25 protein-coding genes are annotated in these 22,809 nt (G+C 52.8%); 7 read left to right on the forward strand and 18 right to left on the reverse strand.

What is annotated here, in order from left to right; all coding sequences use genetic code 11:
* Positions 1-29 precede the first annotated feature (29 nt).
* The 7 genes from leuD to ffh all read right to left on the reverse strand — a co-directional run bounded on the left by leuD (position 30) and on the right by ffh (position 5,622).
* Complete coding sequence (gene leuD, locus GQE98_RS02310; RefSeq protein ID WP_161313930.1) at positions 30-635, reverse strand: 3-isopropylmalate dehydratase small subunit; 606 nt, start codon at positions 633-635, stop codon at positions 30-32.
* A gap of 13 nt (positions 636-648) precedes the next feature.
* Entirely contained in the window at positions 649-2,055 is a 1,407-nt protein-coding gene (gene leuC / locus GQE98_RS02315) for a 3-isopropylmalate dehydratase large subunit (RefSeq protein WP_161313931.1), read from the reverse strand.
* 66 nt (positions 2,056-2,121) lie between these two features.
* The gene (gene rplS, locus GQE98_RS02320; protein WP_161313932.1) at positions 2,122-2,508 is read right to left on the reverse strand and encodes a 50S ribosomal protein L19; all 387 of its coding nucleotides are present in this window, start codon (positions 2,506-2,508) and stop codon (positions 2,122-2,124) included.
* A gap of 23 nt (positions 2,509-2,531) precedes the next feature.
* Positions 2,532-3,227 carry a tRNA (guanosine(37)-N1)-methyltransferase TrmD gene (trmD, locus tag GQE98_RS02325; RefSeq protein ID WP_161313933.1) on the reverse strand — a complete coding sequence of 232 codons (696 nt, stop codon included), beginning with the start codon at positions 3,225-3,227 and terminating at the stop codon, positions 2,532-2,534.
* Positions 3,228-3,248: 21 nt separating this feature from the next.
* Positions 3,249-3,794 (reverse strand): ribosome maturation factor RimM, encoded by a 546-nt coding sequence (gene rimM, locus GQE98_RS02330; protein WP_202526036.1) that lies wholly within the window; start codon positions 3,792-3,794, stop codon positions 3,249-3,251.
* A 12-nt stretch (positions 3,795-3,806) separates the two neighbouring features.
* The gene (gene rpsP, locus GQE98_RS18360; protein WP_161313934.1) at positions 3,807-4,226 is read right to left on the reverse strand and encodes a 30S ribosomal protein S16; all 420 of its coding nucleotides are present in this window, start codon (positions 4,224-4,226) and stop codon (positions 3,807-3,809) included.
* 34 nt (positions 4,227-4,260) lie between these two features.
* Positions 4,261-5,622 carry a signal recognition particle protein gene (gene ffh, locus GQE98_RS02340; protein WP_161313935.1) on the reverse strand — a complete coding sequence of 454 codons (1,362 nt, stop codon included), beginning with the start codon at positions 5,620-5,622 and terminating at the stop codon, positions 4,261-4,263.
* A gap of 237 nt (positions 5,623-5,859) precedes the next feature.
* On the opposite strand from ffh, the gene dapF reads away from it, so the two are divergent.
* From dapF to GQE98_RS02365, 5 genes are read left to right on the forward strand one after another with little or no spacing between them, the layout of a single operon-like run.
* Positions 5,860-6,699, forward strand: coding sequence for a diaminopimelate epimerase (gene dapF, locus GQE98_RS02345; RefSeq protein ID WP_161313936.1), 840 nt, complete (start codon positions 5,860-5,862; stop codon positions 6,697-6,699).
* Entirely contained in the window at positions 6,699-7,973 is a 1,275-nt protein-coding gene (mtaB, locus tag GQE98_RS02350) for a tRNA (N(6)-L-threonylcarbamoyladenosine(37)-C(2))-methylthiotransferase MtaB (RefSeq protein ID WP_161313937.1), read from the forward strand. Before dapF ends, mtaB begins: the two co-directional genes overlap by 1 nt.
* Positions 7,973-8,914 carry a signal recognition particle-docking protein FtsY gene (gene ftsY / locus GQE98_RS02355; RefSeq protein ID WP_161313938.1) on the forward strand — a complete coding sequence of 314 codons (942 nt, stop codon included), beginning with the start codon at positions 7,973-7,975 and terminating at the stop codon, positions 8,912-8,914. The genes mtaB and ftsY overlap by 1 nt, the downstream gene beginning before the upstream one ends.
* Positions 8,915-8,929: 15 nt before the next feature.
* Positions 8,930-9,505: a septation protein A gene (locus GQE98_RS02360; protein ID WP_161313939.1), complete on the forward strand. Its 576-nt coding sequence runs from the start codon at positions 8,930-8,932 to the stop codon at positions 9,503-9,505.
* Positions 9,502-10,350: a heme-dependent oxidative N-demethylase family protein gene (locus GQE98_RS02365; protein ID WP_161313940.1), complete on the forward strand. Its 849-nt coding sequence runs from the start codon at positions 9,502-9,504 to the stop codon at positions 10,348-10,350. The genes GQE98_RS02360 and GQE98_RS02365 overlap by 4 nt, the downstream gene beginning before the upstream one ends.
* On the opposite strand, the gene GQE98_RS02370 is transcribed toward GQE98_RS02365, so the two are convergent.
* The 11 genes from GQE98_RS02370 to ccmA all read right to left on the reverse strand — a co-directional run bounded on the left by GQE98_RS02370 (position 10,347) and on the right by ccmA (position 18,941).
* Positions 10,347-11,105: a DUF4197 domain-containing protein gene (locus tag GQE98_RS02370; protein ID WP_161313941.1), complete on the reverse strand. Its 759-nt coding sequence runs from the start codon at positions 11,103-11,105 to the stop codon at positions 10,347-10,349. The two genes, GQE98_RS02365 and GQE98_RS02370, sit on opposite strands and share 4 nt — an antisense overlap.
* A gap of 24 nt (positions 11,106-11,129) precedes the next feature.
* The gene (locus GQE98_RS02375) at positions 11,130-11,693 is read right to left on the reverse strand and encodes an NUDIX domain-containing protein (protein ID WP_202526037.1); all 564 of its coding nucleotides are present in this window, start codon (positions 11,691-11,693) and stop codon (positions 11,130-11,132) included.
* Between the two features lie 38 nt (positions 11,694-11,731).
* The gene (ccmI, locus tag GQE98_RS02380; RefSeq protein ID WP_161313943.1) at positions 11,732-13,120 is read right to left on the reverse strand and encodes a c-type cytochrome biogenesis protein CcmI; all 1,389 of its coding nucleotides are present in this window, start codon (positions 13,118-13,120) and stop codon (positions 11,732-11,734) included.
* A gap of 5 nt (positions 13,121-13,125) precedes the next feature.
* A complete protein-coding gene (locus GQE98_RS02385; protein WP_161313944.1) occupies positions 13,126-13,614 on the reverse strand; it encodes a cytochrome c-type biogenesis protein CcmH in 489 nt (162 codons plus the stop codon).
* A complete protein-coding gene (locus GQE98_RS02390; RefSeq protein WP_161313945.1) occupies positions 13,611-14,144 on the reverse strand; it encodes a DsbE family thiol:disulfide interchange protein in 534 nt (177 codons plus the stop codon). Before GQE98_RS02390 ends, GQE98_RS02385 begins: the two co-directional genes overlap by 4 nt.
* A gap of 4 nt (positions 14,145-14,148) precedes the next feature.
* Positions 14,149-16,143: a heme lyase CcmF/NrfE family subunit gene (locus GQE98_RS02395; protein ID WP_161314772.1), complete on the reverse strand. Its 1,995-nt coding sequence runs from the start codon at positions 16,141-16,143 to the stop codon at positions 14,149-14,151.
* Positions 16,143-16,583 carry a cytochrome c maturation protein CcmE gene (gene ccmE, locus GQE98_RS02400; protein ID WP_161313946.1) on the reverse strand — a complete coding sequence of 147 codons (441 nt, stop codon included), beginning with the start codon at positions 16,581-16,583 and terminating at the stop codon, positions 16,143-16,145. Before ccmE ends, GQE98_RS02395 begins: the two co-directional genes overlap by 1 nt.
* Entirely contained in the window at positions 16,580-16,765 is a 186-nt protein-coding gene (gene ccmD, locus GQE98_RS18510) for a heme exporter protein CcmD (protein ID WP_425501092.1), read from the reverse strand. Before ccmD ends, ccmE begins: the two co-directional genes overlap by 4 nt.
* A 141-nt stretch (positions 16,766-16,906) precedes the next feature.
* A complete protein-coding gene (locus GQE98_RS02410) occupies positions 16,907-17,641 on the reverse strand; it encodes a heme ABC transporter permease (protein WP_161313948.1) in 735 nt (244 codons plus the stop codon).
* Positions 17,642-17,667: 26 nt separating this feature from the next.
* The gene (gene ccmB / locus GQE98_RS02415; protein WP_161313949.1) at positions 17,668-18,333 is read right to left on the reverse strand and encodes a heme exporter protein CcmB; all 666 of its coding nucleotides are present in this window, start codon (positions 18,331-18,333) and stop codon (positions 17,668-17,670) included.
* Complete coding sequence (ccmA, locus tag GQE98_RS02420) at positions 18,330-18,941, reverse strand: heme ABC exporter ATP-binding protein CcmA (RefSeq protein WP_161313950.1); 612 nt, start codon at positions 18,939-18,941, stop codon at positions 18,330-18,332. Before ccmA ends, ccmB begins: the two co-directional genes overlap by 4 nt.
* 266 nt (positions 18,942-19,207) lie before the next feature.
* On the opposite strand from ccmA, the gene acnA reads away from it, so the two are divergent.
* Both acnA and GQE98_RS02430 read left to right on the forward strand, forming a co-directional pair.
* Positions 19,208-21,901 carry an aconitate hydratase AcnA gene (gene acnA, locus GQE98_RS02425; protein ID WP_161313951.1) on the forward strand — a complete coding sequence of 898 codons (2,694 nt, stop codon included), beginning with the start codon at positions 19,208-19,210 and terminating at the stop codon, positions 21,899-21,901.
* Positions 21,902-22,019: 118 nt separating this feature from the next.
* Complete coding sequence (locus GQE98_RS02430) at positions 22,020-22,754, forward strand: DUF1223 domain-containing protein (protein WP_161313952.1); 735 nt, start codon at positions 22,020-22,022, stop codon at positions 22,752-22,754.
* Positions 22,755-22,809: the final 55 nt, after the last annotated feature.

Raw genomic sequence — 22,809 nt, forward strand, 5'->3', positions numbered from 1 at the left:
AAATTACTCTCTAATATTCGGAACTCGGATTACAACCAGGGCTGCTGTAGTTTGCGGGACTCTTCATATTCCGCAACCTTGTTTTCCTTTTTCAGGGTCAGGCCAATCTCATCAAGACCTGTGAGCAGGCAATGCTTGTTAAACTGCTCAACCTCGAAATGAATGACGCCGCCATCCGGCCCCCGTATTTCCTGAGCCTCCAGATCAATGGAGATTGTCGCGTTAGCGCCACGCTCTGCATCCTCCATTAATTTTTCGAGTTCTTCCGGAGATACCTCAATCGGTAGAATTCCGTTACGGAAACAGTTGTTATGAAAAATATCCGCAAAGCTTGTGGAAATGACACAACGGATACCAAAATCGAGAAGCGCCCAGGGAGCATGCTCACGACTGGAGCCACAGCCGAAGTTATCGCCCGCAATCAGTATTTCTGCATTCCGGTAGGCCGGTTGGTTGAGGACAAAGTCCTCTTTCTCATTCCCATCATTGTCATAGCGCATTTCTGCGAACAAATTCTTACCCAGTCCAGCACGCTGAATTGTCTTCAGGAACTGTTTGGGGATGATCATATCGGTATCGATATTGACCAGGGGCATTGGCGCGGCAACTGCTGTTAGCTTGTTAAACTTTTCCATTATTATTTTCCCCTTACATCAGTTCCCGAACATCGGTCAGACGGCCAGTTACCGCTGCTGCTGCGGCCATGCCCGGGCTGACGAGATGCGTCCGACCGCCGCGCCCCTGACGACCTTCAAAATTACGGTTTGACGTGGACGCGCAACGATCTCCCTCATCGAGCTTGTCCGCATTCATGGCAAGGCACATGGAACAGCCCGGCTGACGCCACTCAAATCCGGCGGCCTCAAAAATCTTGTCGAGGCCTTCCGCTTCCGCCTGAATTTTAACCAGTCCAGAGCCAGGTACAATTATGGCGTTGACTGTTTCCTTGACTTTCTTTCCTTCAACGATCTTGGCGACCTCACGTAAATCTTCAATCCGCCCGTTGGTGCAGGAGCCAATGAAAACATGATCTACCTCAATATCGGTGAGCTTCATGCCCGCGGTCAGGCCCATGTAACCGAGCGCCCGTTCCGCCGCGCCACGTTTGCCTTCATCAGCAAAGTCACCCGGTGCGGGCACAGACCCTGTAATCGGCAGAGCGTCTTCCGGGCTTGTGCCCCAGGTGACGTAAGGAATCAAGTCGCTCGCATCGAGCTCAACTTCCTTGTCAAAATGCGCGCCCTCATCGGTACTCAGCGACTTCCAATACGCGACAGCCTGTTCATACATACCGGCCTTTGGCGCATATGGGCGGCCCTTTACGTACTCAAAAGTGGTTTCATCCGGAGCAATCAGACCGGCACGCGCTCCAGCCTCAATCGTCATGTTACAAAGCGTCATGCGCCCTTCCATCGACAGGGCACGGATCGCATCACCGGCATATTCAATCACATGCCCGGTACCGCCAGCGGTTCCGATCTTGCCGATAATGGCAAGCGCTATGTCTTTCGCCGTAACACCGAGAGGAAGATCACCATGGACCGTCACGCGCATGTTTTTGGCTTTTTCCTGAACCAGGGTCTGCGTCGCAAGCACATGCTCAACCTCTGACGTCCCGATGCCATGTGCGAGCGCACCAAACGCACCGTGGGTGGAGGTATGAGAATCACCACATACGATGGTCATGCCCGGCAGGGTCAAACCCTGTTCCGGCCCAATAATGTGGACAATCCCCCGTCGGTCATCGGTCATCGAAAAGTAGGGGACACCGAACTCCGCCGTATTGGCTTCCAACGTATCCACCTGCAGCTTGCTTTCAGGGTCAGTAATTCCCTTCTCGATATCCTTGGTGGGGACATTATGGTCAGCAACGGCAAATGTCGCATCAGGACGGCGAACCTTGCGGCCTGAATTACGTAATCCTTCAAATGCCTGCGGGCTGGTTACTTCGTGAACAAGATGACGGTCGATGTATAGAATATAGGCTTCGTCTTCCAGTTGGTCCACAACATGACTGTCCCAGATTTTATCGTACAAGGTCCTAGGGGTTCCCATTTTCTATCCTCGCAAATCGTCAAATTTTCTTATCATTAATTTCCCGCAGGCGTGCCCACTACTCAATTAGCCAGCGTTCTGGTTACCGTAGCGGTCTTCGCGACGTTCCCGGATTCGAGCCTTCTTACCACGCAGTTCGCGCAGGTAGTAAAGCTTCGCCCGGCGAACAACACCCTGGCGAACGACTTCAATACGATCGATACGCGGGGAATAAAGCGGGAAAATACGTTCCACGCCTTCACCGTAGGAAATTTTCCGGACCGTAAAGTTGGCATTGATCCCACCGCCGTTACGGGCAATGCAGACGCCTTCAAAAGCCTGGATACGCTCACGCGTGCCCTCAACGACCTTTACATGCACCCGAAGTGTATCTCCGGAACGAAACTGAGGTACCGGACGTTCCGCTGTCAGCTTCTCGATTTGCTCTTGCTCTAGCTTTTCAACCGTATTCATGGCTTTCACCCTTTTATCAAAAATTACGCTTTATGACGGTCCCACAGGTCCCGCCGTCGTGCCTTGGTCAACTCTTCGGACTGGCGTAACCGCCATTCCCTGATTTTCTCATGATGGCCCGAAAGCAAAACTTCCGGAACCGAACGGCCTTCCCAGACCGGAGGGCGGGTATAATGGGGATATTCCAACAACCCGTCCGCAAAACTTTCTTCCTCTAGCGATTCCCTGTTTCCCGTTACGCCGGGCAACAGGCGAACCACCGAATCCAACAATGCCAGCGCCGCAATCTCGCCGCCGGACAGAATGAAGTCGCCAAGGCTAACTTCTTCCACATTTCGGGTTTCCAAAACCCGCTGATCGACCCCTTCGAAGCGGCCGCAAACCATAATTGCACCCGGACCCTCCGCCAGTTCACGTGCGAAGGCCTGATCCATGACTCGGCCACGGGGACTGAAATAAATCACCCTCGCAACCTCTTCCGAACCCGCAAGAGCCGCATCAATAGCGGGCCCCAGCACATCCGGCCGCATTACCATTCCGGCGCCGCCGCCAAAAGGACTGTCATCGACGGTGCGATGCTTGCCAATGGCATAATCGCGAATGTCTCTGACCTTCAGGTCCCATGCCCCATCTTTTAGGCCCTTGCCCGCCAGGCTTACCCCCAGCGGTCCCGGAAACATCTCCGGGAAAAGACTCAAGATATGGGCGGTCCAGACCATCCGCTTTCTCGCTTTCCCGGCCTAAGCCTTCTCAGGGTTCTCCGGGATCTCAAAGAAATCCTCACCCAGGTCAACAACCACCCGACCGGTCGAAACATCCACTTCGGGCACCATTTCAGCGGTAAAGGGAACCAGAACCGCAGCCTTCGCGCCTTTTCCCTCCGGTACGATCTCCAGCATATCCCCTGCGCCAAAATCATGAAGGCAAGAGATTGATCCGAATTTCGTTCCGTCCTGAAAGAATACTGGCAGACCAATCAGGTCAGCATAATAGTATTCTTCCTCTTCTTCCGTTTCAGGTAATTTATCCCGCGACACATACAGCTCAGTCCCTTTCAGGGCTTCGGCAGCATTGCGGTCTGATATACCCTTAATTCGCACAACCGGCAAACCTTTGCTGAGACTAACGACCTTCAAATTAAAAGTCGTCTTTCCGGATGCATCCTGCAATGGACCATAAGCGGCGATATCCTCTGGAATTCCGGTGAAGCTTTTAATCTTCACCTCGCCCTTAATGCCCTTTGCGCCGACGATCACCCCCAGCAGCAACATATCTGCCTTTGGCACAGAAATTCGCCCCTAAGCCTCAGTCTTCTCTTCCGCATCCTCAGTCGGCGCTTCTTCAGCAGGAGCCTCGGCTTCAGCAGCAGCTTCCGCGGCCGCCTGGCGCGCTTCTTCCTGTTCGCGCAAACGTTCCTGTGCCTTTGCTTTTGGCTTGGCTTTTTCCGGGTTATTCCGAACCGGCTTCTCGCCAAGACCCGCGATTGCCATCAGATGGGCCACACGGTCTGTTGCCTTCGCACCATTGCCGACCCAGTACTGGATGCGCTCTCCATTCAGGGACACGCGATTTTCATCATCTTTCGGCAGCATCGGGTTATAGGTGCCGAGCCGTTCGATATACCGTCCATCCCGCGGGCTGCTCGCTTCAGCAACAACAACGCGGTAAAAAGGGCGCTTTTTAGCTCCCTGACGGGTTAGGCGAATTTTCAGTGCCATATTACATTCTTTCCTTCAACAAACTCAAATTCAGTTATAATTTCATTCCTGGCGGTAAAAGCCCCTGCATGCCTCCGCGTGCAATGCCTTTTTTGCCAAGTTTCTTCACTTTTTTCATCATGCCGGCCATCTGCTTATGCTGTTTAAGCAAACGATTGACATCCTGAACAGTCATGCCGGACCCCGCGGCAATACGTTTCTTGCGGGAGGCGGCTATAATTTGCGGGTTGCGCCGTTCCTTTGGCGTCATGGACTGGATCATGGCCTCCTGACGGACCAGCAAACGGTCATCAAGGTTGGCCGCATCCAGTTGCTTCTTCATCTTGCCGACACCGGGAAGCATTCCGATAAGACCGTTCATGCCACCCATTTTACGCATCTGGCGTAGTTGGCTTGCCAGGTCGTCAAGGTCGAACATGCCCTTCTGCATTTTAAGGGCGAGTTTTTCAGCTTCGTCCTTTTCAATGGTCTCCGCCGCCTTCTCAACCAGTGAGACAATATCGCCCATACCGAGGATACGGTTAGCGATCCGGTCGGGATGGAAAGCTTCCAGTGCATCCAACTTTTCACCGGTACCAAGAAGCTTAATCGGACAACCCGTCACTTCGCGCATGGATAGCGCGGCACCACCGCGTCCGTCACCGTCGATCCGGGTCATGACGATACCGGTAACATCGACGCGGGATTTGAACTGCTCAGCCACATTGACTGCGTCCTGACCCGTCAAGCTGTCGACAACCAGTAGAGTTTCGGTCGGACCCGTCTCTTTATGGACTGCTTCCATCTCGGCCATCAGTGATTCGTCGACATGCAGGCGACCAGCAGTATCGAGCATGATAACGTCAACGCCCTGCAGTTTCGCGGACTGAACGGCGCGCTTGGCGATATCGACCGGCATCTGCCCTTCGATAATCGGCAAAGTCGCAATCCCCGTCTGCTCACCCAGAATCTTGAGTTGCTCCTGAGCTGCGGGACGACGTACGTCGAGAGAGGCCATCATGACCTTCTTGCCCTGCTTCTCCGTCAGCCACTTGGAAATTTTCGCGGTTGAAGTGGTCTTACCAGAGCCTTGCAAGCCGACCATCATGTAGACGACTGGTGGAACGGCAACAAGGTTAAGTTCCTGTTGTTCCGACCCCAGCATCTCGATGAGCTGGTCGTGAACAACCTTGATCACCATTTGCGCCGGGTTAACGGATTTCAGGACTTCCGTCCCCACCGCTCTGGTTTTGACCCGCTTGATGAAGCTTTTGACAACAGGCAGCGCAACATCCGCCTCAAGAAGAGCAACACGAACCTCGCGCAACGCTTCCGTGACGTCTGCTTCCGTGAGTGCACCGCGCTTGGTCAACCGCCCAAGCACATCACCCAGTCTGCCTGTCAAACTTTCAAACATTCAGCCCTAAACCCGTTCAAAATCCACATTTCAGTCGTCGAATCAAACAACGCAAAAAACGCCAGGGCGCGAAACTCGCGGGCTGACGGGTACCGTTTTGGTACTTTTATGTTGCGACTCGGTTGTCGTGATTGGCCGGAATTAGCCATAGACCCGGCCATAAGTCAAGCAGAACTCAACGATTCATCCTGATAAATATGCTGGACCGGACGCCTCTAAACGCCTATATCGCGGGTTATGGAACAGATTCCCTTCATAAAGATGCATGGCCTCGGCAATGATTTCGTCATTATTGACGGACGGGCAACGCCACCAGAACTCTCTGGCGCGGCCCTTCGCGCCATTGCTGATCGGCATCGTGGCGTCGGCTATGACCAGTTGATCGTTATGGAGCCAACGGCGCATGACGCCGACATCTTTATGCGTATCTACAACTCCGATGGCAGCGAAGCAGAGGCCTGCGGCAACGCGACCCGCTGTGTCGCTCATCTCCTGATGGAGGAAGCGGACAAGAATGCTGTCACAATTGAGACGCGCGCCGGGTTTCTTGCCGCAACGACCGAGGATCGGCAACATATTGTGATAGATATGGGCCTGCCGAAGCTGGGCTGGCAGGACATCCCCCTCTCGCGGGAGGAGGATACAAAGCATATCAATCTGACCGTCGGCCCGCTCAGCGATCCGGTGGGTGTCAATATGGGCAATCCCCACGTGGTTTTCTTCGTTGAAGACGCCGAAGCCGTGGATCTTGAAAAATGGGGACCCATTGCTGAAACGGATCCGATATTTCCCGCAAAAGCGAATATCAGTGTCGTCAGCAAAATGGAGAATGGCGACCTTCGTCTGCGCGTCTGGGAGCGTGGAGTTGGCATTACGCTTGCCTGCGGCTCAGCCGCCTGCGCAACCATAGTGGCGGCGAATATCCGCGGATTAGCGGGCAAGGAAGCAACGTTACATCTGAACGGTGGTCCACTTGATTTGCGTCTTGGCGAGAATGGCCATGTCTTTATGGGAGGACCAATCGCCACCGCTTATCACGGCACGCTCGATGCAAACCTTTTGAAAGGGGCGGCATAATGGGTGAGAATAAACCGCTTGCTGCACCTGAAATCATTACCTTCGGTTGCCGCCTGAATACCTATGAATCTGAAGTGATGCGCGGCCATGCGATGTCGGCCGGGATGACCAATGCCGTTATCATCAATAGCTGCGCGGTCACGAATGAAGCGGAGCGACAGGCCCGGCAGGCCGTGCGCAAAGCGCGCCGGGAACATCCCGATGCCAAGATCATCGTCACCGGTTGCGCGGCCCAAACCAAACCGGAGCAATTCTCCAATATGCCGGAGGTGGACCAGATCCTCGGCAATATGGAGAAGCTGGAGCCGGAATCCTTCGGTCTGAAGCAAACGGAGCGCGTGCAGGTTAATGATATCATGTCCGCCGAAGAAACCGCCGGGCATCTTATTGAAGGATTTGATGGTCGCGCCCGCGCCTTTCTGCAGATCCAGAATGGCTGCAATCACCGCTGTACTTTTTGCATCATTCCTTATGGCCGTGGCAATAGCCGGTCCGTGCCTATGGGCGCGATTGTCGATCAGGCCCGCTCCCTTACCAAGAATGGGTATAAGGAATTTGTCCTCACGGGGGTCGATATCACCGCCTATGGAGAGGATTTACCAGGATCACCGACCTTGGGCCAGATGTGCCGCCGACTGCTTGCCGCTGTTCCCGAAATTGCGCATTTGCGTCTTTCATCCCTCGACCCGGTTGAGGTGGATGACGACCTGTGGCGCTTGATTGAGACAGAACCGCGCCTGATGCCGCATCTACATATCAGCCTGCAGGCGGGCGATGATATGGTGCTTAAAAGAATGAAGCGGCGGCATCTACGAGATGACGTTTACGCTTTCGTCGAGAAGGCACGTCAACTCCGACCTGATGTTGTTTTTGGCGCTGATATTATTGCCGGATTTCCGACGGAAACGGACGAAATGGCCGCAAACAGCCTCAAGCTAATTGAAGACTGCGACATTGCCTATATGCACGTCTTCCCTTATTCTGCACGCCCCGGCACACCAGCCGCAAAAATGCCGCAAGTCCCCGGCGACCTCCGAAAAGCGCGCGCGGCCAGCCTTCGCGCCGCTGGCGATAAAAACCTGTCACGATTTTTGGAAAGTCTTGTCGGAACGAAGCAAACTGTCCTCGTTGAAAACGACACAACAGGAAGAACACGACATTACGCACCTGTCGAGCTGGACTTTTCGGCGACCGGCGGTGAGATTATCACTGTCGAAATTACCGGAACAAACGGCAAAAAAGTATTTGCTGCACCCGCCGAGAGCATAGAATAATGAGTAAGACAGAAGAGAAGAAAGGCTGGTTCAGCCGCCTGCGTGACGGGCTCAAACGTTCTTCCTCAGCTATTTCGGGCGGAATTACGGATATCTTCACTAAACGCAAACTCGACGACGACGTCATCGAGGAACTGGAAGAACTTCTGATCAGTGCGGATCTTGGCGTTGCCACTTCAGCCCGTATCGCTGCCAATATCGCGAAGAACCGCTTTGACAAGGAAATCGCACCAGAAGAGATTCGCGGCGCCCTCGCCGATGAGGTCTCCACAATTCTGGACCCGGTCGCCCAACCTTTTCTGCTGGATGAAAGCCGGAAACCGCATGTCGTGCTCGTTGTCGGCGTTAATGGCTCCGGCAAGACAACGACCATCGGCAAGTTCGCCAAGCAGTACCGCTCAGCAGGTAAGAAAGTGGTACTTGCCGCAGGAGATACATTTCGCGCGGCAGCGGTTGAACAGCTTCAAGTCTGGGGCCAGCGTACCGGCTGCGATGTTGTCACCACTAAAGTCGGCGGTGATGCGGCCGGCCTTTCCTTTACCGCGCTTGAAAAAGCGAAAGCAGAGCAGGCCGACTTACTGCTGATCGATACCGCGGGAAGACTGCAAAATAAAACCGACCTGATGGCCGAGCTTGAAAAAATTCTTCGGGTGATCAAAAAACTTGACCCTGACGCCCCGCACTCCTGTCTTCTCGTACTGGATGCGACAACGGGACAGAATGCGCTGAACCAGGTGGAAATTTTCGGGAAAGTCTGTAACGTCACTGGGCTCGTGATGACGAAGCTGGATGGTACCGCGCGCGGCGGGGTCTTGGTCGCTATCGCGGATCGCTTTAGCCTGCCTGTCCATGCCATCGGCGTTGGCGAAAGTGAAGATGACCTACAACCCTTTGCCGCCAAGGATTTTGCGCGGGCTCTCTCAGGTGTAGAAAGTAACTAGAAGGAAATTACAAGAATGGCCGATGGAAAGCCAATGCCGAAAGGCTTAAAGCCAACAACGGAACTTGGTCCGATACTTGTCTTTTTCGCGGCCTACTACTTTGGTGATCTGATGATTGCGACAGGGGCAATTATGATCACCACTTTGGTCGCCCTTGCCATTTCCTATTACTATACCCGTACATTGCCGATGATGCCGCTCGTCACAGCAGTAGTCGTGATGGTTTTTGGCGGGCTGACGCTCTACCTCCATGATGAGACTTTCATCAAGATGAAACCGACAATAATCTATGGCATTTTTGCCGTAGTTCTGTTTTCAGGGCTTATGCTTGGAAAATCTTTCGTCAAAGTCCTGTTCGATAATTTCTGGAACCTGGATGATGAGGGCTGGAGAAAACTCACTGTGCGACTTGCCGCTTTTTTCCTGTTAATGGCGTTTGCGAATGAGGCGCTCTGGCGAAATTTCTCAACCGAGATTTGGGTAAATGCCAAGGTGTTCGGCTTCACGGCCGCAACATTCCTCTTTTTCCTCGCTCAAGTTCCCATGATTACACGTCATATGAACCAGGAAAAGCCCGATACGGACGCATGACGCTTCGCTACTTCCCTCTTGATGGCACGGACTTTCGCCTGAGTATGGGCTTACAGGCATTGAAGGCACGATCATGGATCGATGTGGACAATGGGTACAACCGGGATATTGCGGAGAAACAGCGACTTCTGCGCCAGCATCGTGATCAGGTATTTGCAGAAATCGAAGATACGTTGACGGCGCAAACAAAAATTCTTGCTCTTGTCACCGATGAGATCACAGCAAATCATCCTGAAATTTTACCCATAACGGAATCAGAAAACGAGCCAAGCCCAATTATCCGCGCGTCACTTCAGGTGCAGGAAGATCTAGTCCTTATGCGCGAATCTGCTGACGGTTACGTCTTGGCGGCCGCCTGCGTCTGCTTTCCAACCGGATGGGATCTAATAGAGAAAATTGGGCGCCCCATGCAGACCATCCATCAACCGGTACCTGGCCTCAATGACCGCTTGGGCGCTCCCATTGATCGATTCTTTCGGAATCTGAAACCAGGGAAAAAAGTAGAGCGGTTCAACTGGGGCCTATACGATAGTGACGCGTTGTTTCAACCCGGTTGGTGGCGCAGCAACCGACCTATCGACACATCAGTAAATGCGAAAAATATCGGTGAGAAGATATTCTTCCGGGTCGAACGCCAAACGCTGCAGCGGCTGGGAGAGAGTTCCGACATTCTCTTTACCATTCGGATATTCAATAACAGCCTTGCCGAGATTTGTGAAAATACTGGCCAGAGTAAAAAGCTTCTCCATGGCCTTCAAACCATGAGCCCACAAATGCGCCAGTACAAATCATTGCCGCGATACGAAGCGCAAATAACAGACTATTTACAAAAGGCGATGATCTAGTTTCCGAATACGGTCGTCAGGATTTCCGTTGTTCGCTTGACGGGATCATTACGGATGGCCGCCTCTTCCCGAGCAAGGTAATAAAACAATCCTTCCAGCGCCATTTCCGTCGCGTGACCCGTCAGGTCGGATTTAATATCCGGCACCAGGGGGTAGGTTTTATATTGCGACACCAGATTATCATAAGCGGTCATAGCGCCAACGTCCTGTAATGATTGTTCCATAATCGGACGAACAGTCTCCGTCAGGTCCGCCGTAGAAACTTTACGGAAATATTGTGTCGCGGCATCATCGGGGCCGCTATAAATCGCTTGCGCATCCTCAAGTGTCATTTCTGAAATCGCGTTGTAGATGATTTCCTTTGTTTTTGGAGCGGCAGCTTCTGCGCCCCTGTTCAACCGCTCTTCCACCTCATCCGCCATGCCTGAGAGACCGAATTTCCTCAACAATGATTGGGCCTGCTGCATTTTTTCAGGAAGAGGGATATGAATGGCGGGGTCCGCATTATAGCCATCAACAGTGCCGATCTGCCCAACAACCGTTTCAGTACCGACTTTTAACGCCTCTTTCAAACCGTCAATGATTTGGCTATTTGACAGATTGCTCGCCGCACTGCTCCCGGAACCACCCGATACAGAGGATGTCGTATCGGTAATCGTCTTTTGCAGCTTATCGAGCAAGCCTGCCTGCACGCCTGTTGCACCGGCAAATGCCAAAGCGACCCCCATCGCCACGACTGCTATTGTTTTGTTCATGATAGAAATCCTCCAATAAGTCTGTTAGCGACGTAAAACCTCTAATGATTTTTCAAGCATTTCCCCGCTTGCATTCGCAAAGGGCGCGAAATAATCCTTGTCCTTAATCTGCCTATACTGATGTAGGGCCCAATAGACAGTAGGAAAGGCAAGATCGTTCCATGGAATGTCAGACCACTCAAAAAGGCGGACTTCCAAAGATTCCGGCCCCGCCGAAAATTCCGGATTGTCCAGTTCCGCCCGATACATAATCTGGACCTGGCTAATGTGGGTAACGCTATAAAGTGCGAGCAGATCACGTATTCGGATCTTGGCGTTTGCCTCCTCGAATGCCTCGCGCATCGCGCCATCGGCCGTCGTTTCATTCTGCTCCAAATAGCCGGCGGGCAATGTCCAGAATCCTTTGCGCGGGTTTATTGCCCGCTTACAAAGCAGGAATTTTCCCTCGTAAGTGACAACTGACCCCACAACAATCTTTGGATTATCATAATGTACCCAGCCGCAATCGACGCACACATGGCGCTCCATGTTATCCCCTGCGGGAATCTTTCGCTCAAAAGCATAATCATCTGGATTTGGTGAAGACACAGGGTAACTTCTTTCCGTCCTTTAAAAAGATAACGCTATCAATTTTTATCCGAAGCGGAAAGGCTCTTTATTGCTTCTGTCGCCGCAATATGCACGGGGCTTTCGGCATCTGTCAGGGCCTGAAGTCGGGTCCAGAGATCGATTGCCTCCGCGTTATTCCCGCTCGCCGCTTCCGCAACGCCAAGGTACCACAAAGCCTGCTGGTGATCAGGAATTCGTTCAAGTATCATATTATATAGTTCTACGGCGGCGGCTGGTGGCACGCCAGCATCTCCGGCCACCTGAACATGCGCGAAAGCTTCGGCCTGCAAGGCCGTAAGGTCTTCCGGGTTAAGCTCCCGTGCCCGACGATAGGCGTCCACAGACTTTTCGTACTCCTGCAACGTGCCATAGGCCTGGCCAAGGCGCATTAACCCCTCATAGTCAGGCGCCTCATTCATACGGGATGCCAAACCTTCAACCATGGATGTGATCATCGCCTGCCGTTCATCTGGCGACATATTGGCAGCAGCGGCCATGTCCTCGCTGGTCGGTCCAGCCTGAACCGACGGAACCGTTTTACTGCTAAGAAGGTCCCCAATATCGGTGCCTGTCATTTCTGCTGTCTGTTCTATGCGACGGGCAAGAACCGGCATGAAGGGAGCCCCCGCCGGGCTTTCCTCATAAAGCGCGATCCATTTTTTCAGCGCACCGGTTGAATCCCCTTCTTGCGCATCACGAAGCGCGAGGTAATAGCGGGCTCCGGGATTATCGGGATTCAGTGCAAATGCTTTTTCAAAAGCCTTCTCTGCCTGTGGCGTGATAGTTCCCTCTGAGGCGAAATAGTAATTTTCACCGGCACTGATAAAAAGTTCTGCTGCGTTTGGCGCAAGCAGAGTCGCCTTAATATAGGTTTCAGCTGCCTCATCATATCTCTCAAGGCGGCTTAACGTCTGCGCCAGAAGAACCCATCCCTCCAGATTTTCCGGTTGTGCCTTTAGTGCATCAACTAATCGCTGAATCAGCGAGGCGACATCCTGCGACTTCACGGCTGCCTTCTCCGCCTCAATATCGCGCGATGCCAGCGGACGGGCAGGTGCTTCGGGCGTACCAAGATCACTATAAATTGCCAGGCTGATTACCGGAAACGCTATGGCGAGAATTAACGCCAGTTGCCAACTGGCCCACCCTCTGGAATAGGTGGACTTCTTCTCCTGCACTCTTCCCAGACGAAGCAAGCGCCGCTTGATTTCCGTTTCCATGGCATCGGCTTCTACCTTACCGATAGCTCCACGCGCGACATCAGCAGAGAGTTCGTTGAGCTGCTGCCGATACACTTCAAGACCTTGATCCACGCGGCCACGCGCACTTCGGCCCGCGCCTAGAAAAGGCCAGACGAGTATAGCTATTGCCACAAGCAGAATTAGTGAAAGAATGATCCAAATCATGGCTTTTACCCGCGGCTGTCCGAATCAAGTATGCGGTTTATTTCCATCTCTTCTTCCGTAGACAGTTTAACAACTACGTCTTCTTTGGATGCGTGACTTCGGCCGCGCAGGAAGATTACCATTGCAATCGCGCCAAAGATAAAGATCATCACAGGTCCCAGCCAAAGGAGGACTGTCGTGAGTTTAAAGGGAGGATCAAGAAGGACCCAATCCCCATAGCGATCGACAAGATATCTTCGCACCTCCTGATCTGTGTCCCCCAGAGCAACTCTTTCCCGAACAATCAGACGAAGGTCTTTTGCGAGATCAGCATTACTGTCTAAAATAGACTGGTTCTGGCAAACGAGACAACGTATCTCCGCTGAGATTGCCCGCACTCTTGATTCGAGCGCCGGATCCTTAAGGTTCTCCTCTATGAAAATAGCTGAAGAGGATAGGACTATGAACGGAACCAGCAGCGCGGCTAGAATAAGGGGGCGGGCCAAAACCTTCACGACCCCACCTCATTCAAAAATGGTCGAACACGGGTTTCGAACATTGCCCGGCTAACCGGCCCAATGATTTTATCGAGAATTTTTCCGTCCGCACTAATGACAAAGGTTTCGGGAACACCATAGACGCCGAAATCTATACCTACGCGACCTTTAAGGTCCATCCCCGTGCTTTTATAGGGATTGCCATGGCGTTCCAGCCATTTGGCGGCCGCCTCCGGTGTGTCTTTGTAGTTAAGACCATAAATATCGACTGTATTCTGCGCCTTCAACTCCATAAAAAAGGGATGTTCCGCCATACAGGCTACACACCATGACGCGAAAACATTCAGCAACACAACCTTCCCTGTTGCAAGGTCTTCTTTCGCCAATCCCGTCCCGTAACCCGGAACTGGCTCCAAAGAAAATTCTGGCGCGGGTTTACTTACCAGCTCGGTTGGAATTTCCGTCGGGTTCAGATTAAAAAGCGCATACCACATCACAACAGCAATACCAGCGAAAGTCGCAACAGGGATAAGAAACCGTAACCGCATCTTCCTATCCTTTCGCCCTGGACAAATCAGACGCCGCCGCCTGCTGACGAGCCCGCCGCGGAGCGCCCATGCGTAACCGTCTATCGCTCAAGCTCAGCCCCCCGCCCAAGAACATGACGAATGCCCCGATCCAGATCCAGGATATGAAAGGTTTGTGATATATCCGCACTGCATGACCACCCTTTCCATCGGCCTCCCCAACGACCGCATATAGGTCTGCACTCAGCATTGGCCGGATGGCAGCTTCGGTTGTTTCCATGGGTGGGTCAGTATAGCGCCGTTGTTCCGGATAAAGATAAACGCCTTTCTCAGTACCTGTTGACGCGAGAAAGGTTCCACGGACCGCTTCATAGTTGGGCCCTGCAACGGCCTCTGCGCCGTCAAAACGGAAATCATACCCACCAACGGAAACGATTTCACCCGGTCGCATAACCCCAAGATGTTCCGTCTGCCAGGTTTCCGACGCTGTGACCCCCAGAACAACTAACGCGACACCGATATGAGCAACGGTCATACCATGCGCACTTCTGGGAAGCTGTTTCATACGCCGCCAACTGCTGGAAAGTGATCCCCGGAAGAGCTTTATGCGCTCAGCCCATTCCAGGAGCGACCCAACAAGAAGCCAGGCAAATAATCCCATTCCGACAAGCGCCATGATCGGCGTATCAGTCTGCTGCCACCAGATGAACCCAACAAGCAACAACGCAAGAAGAAGTGCAAACTTTAGACGCGACAACACCCCGGCAAGATCACCCCGCTTCCATGCGAGGAAAGGCCCAAAGGCCATGGCGATAATGAGCGGGATGGCCAGCGGTAGAAAGGTCGCTTCAAAATAAGGTGGGCCAACGGAAACCTTGTCTCCGGTGAACGCATCCAGAAAAATCGGATACAATGTCCCGAGGAGTATCGTTGCCGTCGCGGTAGACAGCAGCAGATTATTGAGAACCAGTGCGCCCTCTCGGCTGATCGGAGCAAATAACCCTCCACCCTTCATCATTGGTGCACGAATCCCGTAGAGCAAAAGAGAGCCGCCAACCACAACAATCAGGAACATTAGAATGAAGACACCGCGCGCCGGGTCCGAGGCAAATGCATGCACTGAATTGAGCACACCGGATCGCACAAGGAAGGTCCCCAACAAACTCAGGCTGAAGGCAATGATGGCGAGAAGTATCGTCCAGTTTTTAAGGGCATCGCGCTTTTCAACAACGATGGCGGAATGCAGCAACGCGGTTGCCGCCAGCCAGGGCATAAACGACGCATTCTCTACCGGGTCCCAGAACCACCAGCCGCCCCAGCCGAGTTCATAATAGGCCCACCAGGAACCCAGCGCTATTCCGATCGTGAGGAATCCCCACGCCGCCAACGTCCAAGGACGCACCCAGCGTGCCCAGGCGGGGTCCACCTTGCCTTCGATAAGCGCTGCAATGGCGAACGAGAAAGTGATCGAAAGCCCCACATATCCGAGATAAAGAAATGGCGGGTGGAAGGCAAGACCCGGATCCTGCAAAAGCGGGTTCAGGCCACTACCGTCAAGTGGGGCAGGATCCAACCGTTCAAACGGGTTGGAAGTAAACAGAATGAACATCAGGAAGCCGACGCCGATCAGCCCTTGTATCGAGAGCACTCTGGCCTTCAGGCTATCCGGCAGGTTGCGCCCAAAGAGTGCGACCGCAAATCCGAAGAATGCCAACATCAAGCTCCATAGCAGGAGCGATCCTTCATGATTTCCCCAAACACCGCTTATTTTATAAAGCATTGGCTTCAGGGAATGGGAATTGTTTGCGACGTTAAGAATTGAAAAGTCACTGGTGACATATCCAACTGTCAGACAGATGAAAGCCCCCGTTACCGCCGCGAATTGAACGAAAGCGGCATTACTCGCAAATCGCATCATCGGTTGATTGCCCCGTGCCGCGCCAACAAGTGGGAGAGTACCCTGAAAAAAAGCGGTGACCAGCGCCAGAATGAGCACGAATTGACCGATCTCGGCAACCATCAGTCGCTCCCCTCCGGATTCCATTGTCCCGACTTCTTGAGCGCCTCCGCCACTTCCGGCGGCATATAATTTTCATCATGCTTGGCAAGGACATTGGTAGCGACAAAAATACCGTCTTCGTTGAGCGCACCTTCCGTGACGACCCCCTGCCCTTCGCGGAACAGGTCAGGAAGCAATCCTTCGAAAGTGACGGGGACTGCCATATTCAGGTCAGTCACGCGAAACCGCGTCAGGACGCCGTTTTTCTCAACGCTACCCTCCTCTACCAAACCGCCAAGGCGAAAATTCCGGCCTGAGGGAATAGGTTTTTCAACAAGGTCGGAGGGGCTCCGGAAAAACACGAGACCATCTTCGAAAGAGGTCAAAACAAGTGCCGTGGCGATGGCAAGGATACCCATGCCAGCAAGCACAAAATATAAACGGCGTTTCTTGCGGGTCATGTCTGACTTTCTCTGGCTTGCGCAGAAGTATTCCGTCTGGAGCCTTTCTGTCGCCGTCCTTCGATTACGGCAAGTTTCTGCTCAATCACCTTCAGGCGTTGGCGGCTGCGTAAATATAGCGCCGTTAGCACAAAGGCAGAAATAGCAAAGCACGGCCAGATAAACAGCCCGTATCCACCCATTTCAAAATATGTTGCAACCTGATCCAATATTGTCCTCAGAGACTGTTGTTTTGGGCAAATATAGTTATATCGCGTATAAAATACATAACGTAACGCACTTTCTGCGTCACAATGCCGCGATCAGGCAATAATCCCGTTTCCCTAGCTTTCCCTTAGCTCCGCAATCTGCAGGACGCGAAGGCGTCGTTTTAAAATTTCTGCCTTCACCCGGATAATAAGAACCATGACAAAAAAGGCAGTATAGGCGAGCCCCATTACCAGGAGAGGAATAAGGATACTGCTGTGGATTTTTGGCCCCGCCATGGTCGCAACACTTGCCGGCTGGTGCAGGGTATTCCACCAATCGACCGAGAATCGGATGATCGGTATGTTGATAACCCCGACCAGCGCCAGAATTGCGGCGGCCTTGGCCGCCTTGGCCGGATCGTCAAAACTCTCCCAAATTGCCATATAACCGAGATATAGAAACAGCAGGATCAACATACTGGTCAATCGGGCATCCCAGACCCAAAACGTCCCCCACATGGGTTGCCCCCAGAGCGACCCCGTCACCAGAGCCAGAAAGGTAAAGCAAGCGCCGATGGGAGCCGCAGCTTTCGCTGAAAGGTCAGCTACCGGGTGCTTCCAGATCAACCCGACCGCTGAGGAGATTGCCATCATGGTATAAATCATCAATGCCATCCAGGCCGCAGGGACATGGACAAACATGATACGTACCGTATCCCCCTGCTGATAATCCGGCGGTGCCACGAACAAGCTCAGATAAAGTCCGGACAACAGCAAAATTGCGGTCAGCCAAACACTCCAGGGATAGATCGCCGCTGTTATGGCCAGAAACCGCTTCGGGTTGGCATATCTATGTAAATCAATGGCCATGATTTCAATCAGTTCCTCAAACTACCCTACGACAGAGACAAACGCAGCGCCGCCGCAGCTGCAAGCGGCCCAACGACCAGCGCACCAAGCGAAACGCCGCCGAGCAACAATAGATGGGGCGTCACGGACAACTGGGCAACCGCCGCCTCAACGGCCGCGACGCCGAAAATCAATACAGGTATATATAGCGGAAGTACCAAAAGTGACAACAAAACACCACCTCGGCGCATTGCCATAGTCAATGCCGCCCCGACAGATCCGATCAGACTCAAGGTTGGAGTTCCAATGAGAAGGGAGACAACCAGCGCACTTATTCCCTCACCGGGCAGGTTGAGGGATAACGCAAGAATCGGGGCGATCACAATAAGAGGGAGGACAGATGTCAACCAATGCGCGATTACCTTGGCAAGTACCAAAATTTCTAACGGCAAGGGCCCGATCATCAACAAATCCAGTGATCCATCCTCATAATCCGCCTGAAACATTCGATCGAGAGTGAGGAGGCAGGCAAGTAAGGCCGCGACCCACAGAACACCGGGCCCAATCCGCGCCAGAACAGCAAGTTCAGGCCCGACCCCAAGCGGGAAAAGAATGATGACAATGACGAAAAAGGAAAGGCCTAAGGTGACAGCACTTCCCTGACGGACCGCTAAGGTCAGATCACGGCCGATAAGACTGAAAAATCGTTTCATAATGCCCCATCATCAAGATCAAGCAACTTGACCTGTTCGAGCTCCAGATCCTGATGGGTTGCGAAAAGAGCCATGCCGCCCGCCGCTAAATGTCGCATCAGCCTTTCTTTAAACAGCGCGATGTAATGTTTATCAAGGGCACTCAAAGGTTCATCCAGGATCCAGAGTTTTGCAGACGACGCGACAAGCCGTGCAAGATTGGTCCTTTTCTTCTGTCCCTGGGAGAGCAGGCCCGTCGGCGTATCGGCAAGCTTTTGAAGGTCGAACTGCTCAAGTGCCGACACAACATCTTCTGTGCCATGGAACATCGACCAGAATCCAATATTCTCGCGGACCGTCATTGCGTATTTAAGGGCCTCCTGATGACCCAGGTAATGATATGATCCAACATAAGTCTCGGAATCCTTAAAAATGTCCTCGTCATTCCAGGTAATCTCACCGGCCAAAGGGCTTAGGAGTCGGGCGCATATTCTAAGAAGCGAGGATTTACCGGCGCCATTACGTCCACGCACCCAAATCGCCTCGCCAGAGGCAAGTGAGAACGAAACATTCTCAAACACCAGCTGTTCGGCGCGCTGACAGGCCAAATTCCGAACGGCAAAACTCATTGCGGCAGTATTTCACTCCAAAATTGCGAGAACTAAGGGCATCGACCCATTTCTCTGACTATAGCAACTAGTCCAGATTCGCAAATAGATAGAACCACCCTTTGCCGCTCGATCACGGCTAAGTTACAAGATAAATTCAACTGAAATGATCATTCCTTACCTTAACACTTGAGAATTTTTCAAATTTAAGGCACATAACGCACATTATTGAACCGGTGCCGCTCACTCGGCATTCCACGTTCCCCCTACCTTCAAGGAGCGATAAGTTGACAACAACTGGTCACGACAGCCTGAACATTCGCCGCACACTCGATGTCGACGGCGAAAAAATTGACTACTACAGCATCCCGGAAGCTGAAAAAGCTGGCCTTGGCGATGTCTCCCGCCTTCCGTTTTCCCTGAAAGTCCTGCTTGAAAATCTATTGCGGCATGAAGATGGCCGCACCGTCACGTCGGAGGATGTAAGTGCGATCGCCGGTTGGCTAAAGGACCGTAAAGCGGATCGTGAAATTGCCTATCGTCCGGCCCGTGTGCTGATGCAGGATTTCACCGGCGTGCCGGCCGTTGTCGACCTCGCCGCAATGCGCGATGCTATGGTTGCCCTTGGCGGAGATCCGGAAAAGATTAACCCACTCGCCCAGTGCGACCTGGTTATTGACCATTCTGTGATGGTTGACAAATTCGGGACAGCGGCCTCCTTCGGTCAGAATGTTGAGCTGGAAATGGAACGGAATGGCGAACGTTATGCCTTCCTTCGTTGGGGTCAGAAGGCCTTCAACAACTTCCGCGTTGTTCCGCCCGGAACCGGCATTTGCCATCAGGTCAATCTCGAATATCTTGCCCAAACGGTCTGGACAACAAAAGACCAGAACGGCAATGAAGTCGCTTATCCGGATACATTGGTTGGCACGGACAGCCATACAACCATGGTCAATGGCCTCGCGGTTCTTGGCTGGGGTGTCGGCGGGATCGAGGCCGAAGCTGTTATGCTCGGTCAACCGATTTCGATGCTTATCCCGGAAGTAGTCGGCTTCAAGCTGACCGGCAAGCTGAAGGAAGGGACAACGGCAACCGACCTCGTTCTGACCGTAACGCAGATGCTGCGTGCGCAGGGTGTTGTTGGCAAATTCGTCGAATTCTATGGCCCGGGCATTGCAGAGCTTGGTCTTGCCGACCGGGCAACCATCTCAAACATGGCGCCAGAATATGGCGCGACCTGCGGTTTCTTCCCGATCGACGCCGAGACAATTAACTACCTAAACTTCACGGCACGTGATCCGAAACGGGTAAAACTGGTAGAAGCCTATGCGAAGGCACAAGGCATGTGGCGTGACAATAACACGCCGGATCCGGAATTCACCGCGACGCTCGAACTGGATATCTCTACCGTTGAACCAAGCTTGGCTGGCCCGAAACGGCCACAGGACCGCGTTCTACTGACCGACGCAACCAACGCCTTCCAGGGTGCCCTGCCAGAACTTGCAGGAACGAGCGCCGATCTCGACAAACAGGTTGCTGTCGCTGGCACGGATTACAAAATCGGTCATGGCAACGTGATTATCGCGGCGATTACCTCCTGTACCAATACCTCTAACCCGAATGTGATGCTGGCGGCTGGTCTGGTGGCTCGCAATGCGCTTGCCAAAGGCCTGACGGTCAAGCCCTGGGTGAAAACCTCGCTTGCGCCGGGTTCCAAGGTGGTAACGGACTATCTTGAAAAAGCAGGGCTTCAGGATGACCTGGATGCCCTCGGGTTTAACCTTGTCGGGTACGGCTGTACGACCTGTATCGGAAACTCCGGACCTGTTGAGCCAGCGATTGCAGATGCAATTGCCGAAGGCGAGCTTGTCGCCTGTTCAGTCCTTTCAGGAAACCGCAACTTCGAAGGCCGTGTGAGCCCGCAGGCAAAAGCGAATTATCTCGCCTCTCCTCCGCTCGTGGTCGCCTATGCCATCGCAGGATCGCTCAACATCGACATCACCAAGGATTCCCTTGGCTTAGACAAAGAGGGCAATCCGGTCTATCTGAAAGACATCTGGCCAAGCAATGCAGAAGTTCATAAAACTGTCCGCGAGGCTGTTTCACGTGAAATGTTTGAGACGCAATATGCCGATGTGTTCTCTGGTGACAAAACCTGGCAGTCTATTCCGACTGCAGAAGGCCAGACCTACACCTGGGACAGCAGCTCCACCTATGTTCAGCATCCTCCGTATTTCGAAGGAATGCAGAAGCAACCGGGCGCCTTCGAAGACATCAAGGGCGCACGTGTTTTGGCGCTGCTCGGGGATTCGGTTACGACCGACCATATCTCGCCTGCAGGCGCGATCAAGGCCGATGGACCAGCCGGTGAGTATCTGAAATCACATCAGGTTGCGCAAAAGGATTTCAACTCCTACGGTTCCCGTCGTGGTAATGACCAGGTCATGACCCGTGGGACTTTCGCCAATATCCGGCTTCGCAACGAAGTGGCGCCGGGAACTGAAGGCGGCGTGACCAAGCATATGCCGGATGGCACACAGATGTGGATCTACGATGCTGCGGTTAAATACCGCGAGGAAGGCACCCCGCTGGTGGTCTTTGCCGGAAAAGAATATGGCACGGGTTCCAGCCGTGACTGGGCGGCGAAAGGTACTTTGCTGCTCGGCATCAAGGCCGTTATCGCAGAGAGCTTCGAACGTATTCACCGTTCCAATCTGGTTGGAATGGGTATATTGCCGCTACAATTTCCAGAAGGCGTTACCCGCAAGACGCTCAACCTCGACGGTAGCGAAGTGATTGATCTCGTAGGTATTGAAGCTGGCATTACGCCAGGTATGAATGTTACCTGCAAGATTACGCGGATCGATGGCTCTTCACAGGAAATTGACCTTCTCTGCCGCATCGATACACTGGATGAGTCTGAATATTATCGTCATGATGGCATTTTGCAGTATGTGCTGAGAAATCTGTCGGCAAGTTAATTCCCGACTGTTTGCTAAAAGAAAACGGCGGCCCGAAAGGGTCGTCGTTTTTTTTGTTCACCTGTCTCTCACTCACTGGTGATTTGTTTGTGAAGTATTTTTAAGCTAAGCAGGTTGTATGAATAAATCCCTTATCAGTTTAGTCGCTTCGATATATGTCACCGTGCTGATGTTAGCCGGCGGAACAGGGGTCGCCTTGGCTGAAAGCGCGCATCAGCCTTCAACGGTAGTAGAGCTCTATACTTCACAGGGATGCAGTTCCTGTCCACCGGCAGACAAACTTCTGGGAGACCTTGTCAAGGACGACACGATTCTCGGCCTTTCCTTTGCCGTGACCTATTGGGACTATATTGGTTGGAAAGATATCTTCGGCAACCCTGACAACGATGACCGCCAGGCGGCATATCGTGGCCGTTTTAATTCACGTTATGTTTATACCCCCCAAATGGTCGTTGGCGGGGAAGCACACGCCGTCGGATCAGATCGAAGCACGGTCGAAGCGCTCCTCAAGAAACATGCGGATCATGCGAAAAGCCTGCCACTTGTGTGGGCGTTCGAAAATGATCGTCTTGATGTAACCCTGCCTTCACGTTCTGGCAATGCCACCATTTGGCTTGTTGATATTGATGGCGAAAAGGACGTCGATATTCGTAAAGGGGAAAATACAGGCAAAATCATCACCTATCATAATGTGGTTCGCAAAATCCGTTCCCTTGGAAGCTGGACCGGAGATACAAAAACTGTTTCCCTCAACCTTGCGGAAATGCGGGCTGAAGGCCGCGATGGCTGTGCATTGATCGTCCAGCAAGGAGACTACGGACCTATTCTGGCCGCACTTGAAGTAAGGCTTTGAAAGCAATTAGTTGATCCTCCTCTAACTCTCAGGCACTATGCTGATCAAAAAAAGA

Origin of the sequence: Sneathiella litorea, assembly GCF_009882915.1 — a bacterium.
In the GTDB taxonomy this organism is placed as follows: Bacteria; Pseudomonadota; Alphaproteobacteria; order Sneathiellales; family Sneathiellaceae; genus Sneathiella; species Sneathiella litorea.

Coding starts and splice junctions, on each gene's coding strand:
- leuD (WP_161313930.1), bottom strand. CDS start 635: ATGGAAAAGTTTAACAAGCTAACAGCAGTTGCCGCGCCAATGCCCCTG.
- ccmI (WP_161313943.1), bottom strand. CDS start 13,120: ATGATTTGGATCATTCTTTCACTAATTCTGCTTGTGGCAATAGCTATA.
- GQE98_RS02430 (WP_161313952.1), top strand. CDS start 22,020: ATGAATAAATCCCTTATCAGTTTAGTCGCTTCGATATATGTCACCGTG.
- leuC (WP_161313931.1), bottom strand. CDS start 2,055: ATGGGAACCCCTAGGACCTTGTACGATAAAATCTGGGACAGTCATGTT.
- ccmD (WP_425501092.1), bottom strand. CDS start 16,765: ATGGGTGGATACGGGCTGTTTATCTGGCCGTGCTTTGCTATTTCTGCC.
- GQE98_RS02395 (WP_161314772.1), bottom strand. CDS start 16,143: ATGGTTGCCGAGATCGGTCAATTCGTGCTCATTCTGGCGCTGGTCACC.
- GQE98_RS02365 (WP_161313940.1), top strand. CDS start 9,502: ATGACGCTTCGCTACTTCCCTCTTGATGGCACGGACTTTCGCCTGAGT.
- ffh (WP_161313935.1), bottom strand. CDS start 5,622: ATGTTTGAAAGTTTGACAGGCAGACTGGGTGATGTGCTTGGGCGGTTG.
- ccmB (WP_161313949.1), bottom strand. CDS start 18,333: ATGAAACGATTTTTCAGTCTTATCGGCCGTGATCTGACCTTAGCGGTC.
- GQE98_RS02390 (WP_161313945.1), bottom strand. CDS start 14,144: ATGCGGTTACGGTTTCTTATCCCTGTTGCGACTTTCGCTGGTATTGCT.
- GQE98_RS02370 (WP_161313941.1), bottom strand. CDS start 11,105: ATGAACAAAACAATAGCAGTCGTGGCGATGGGGGTCGCTTTGGCATTT.
- ccmA (WP_161313950.1), bottom strand. CDS start 18,941: ATGAGTTTTGCCGTTCGGAATTTGGCCTGTCAGCGCGCCGAACAGCTG.
- trmD (WP_161313933.1), bottom strand. CDS start 3,227: ATGGTCTGGACCGCCCATATCTTGAGTCTTTTCCCGGAGATGTTTCCG.
- dapF (WP_161313936.1), top strand. CDS start 5,860: ATGGAACAGATTCCCTTCATAAAGATGCATGGCCTCGGCAATGATTTC.
- GQE98_RS02410 (WP_161313948.1), bottom strand. CDS start 17,641: ATGGCCATTGATTTACATAGATATGCCAACCCGAAGCGGTTTCTGGCC.
- mtaB (WP_161313937.1), top strand. CDS start 6,699: ATGGGTGAGAATAAACCGCTTGCTGCACCTGAAATCATTACCTTCGGT.
- GQE98_RS02360 (WP_161313939.1), top strand. CDS start 8,930: ATGGCCGATGGAAAGCCAATGCCGAAAGGCTTAAAGCCAACAACGGAA.
- rpsP (WP_161313934.1), bottom strand. CDS start 4,226: ATGGCACTGAAAATTCGCCTAACCCGTCAGGGAGCTAAAAAGCGCCCT.
- ccmE (WP_161313946.1), bottom strand. CDS start 16,583: ATGACCCGCAAGAAACGCCGTTTATATTTTGTGCTTGCTGGCATGGGT.
- ftsY (WP_161313938.1), top strand. CDS start 7,973: ATGAGTAAGACAGAAGAGAAGAAAGGCTGGTTCAGCCGCCTGCGTGAC.
- rplS (WP_161313932.1), bottom strand. CDS start 2,508: ATGAATACGGTTGAAAAGCTAGAGCAAGAGCAAATCGAGAAGCTGACA.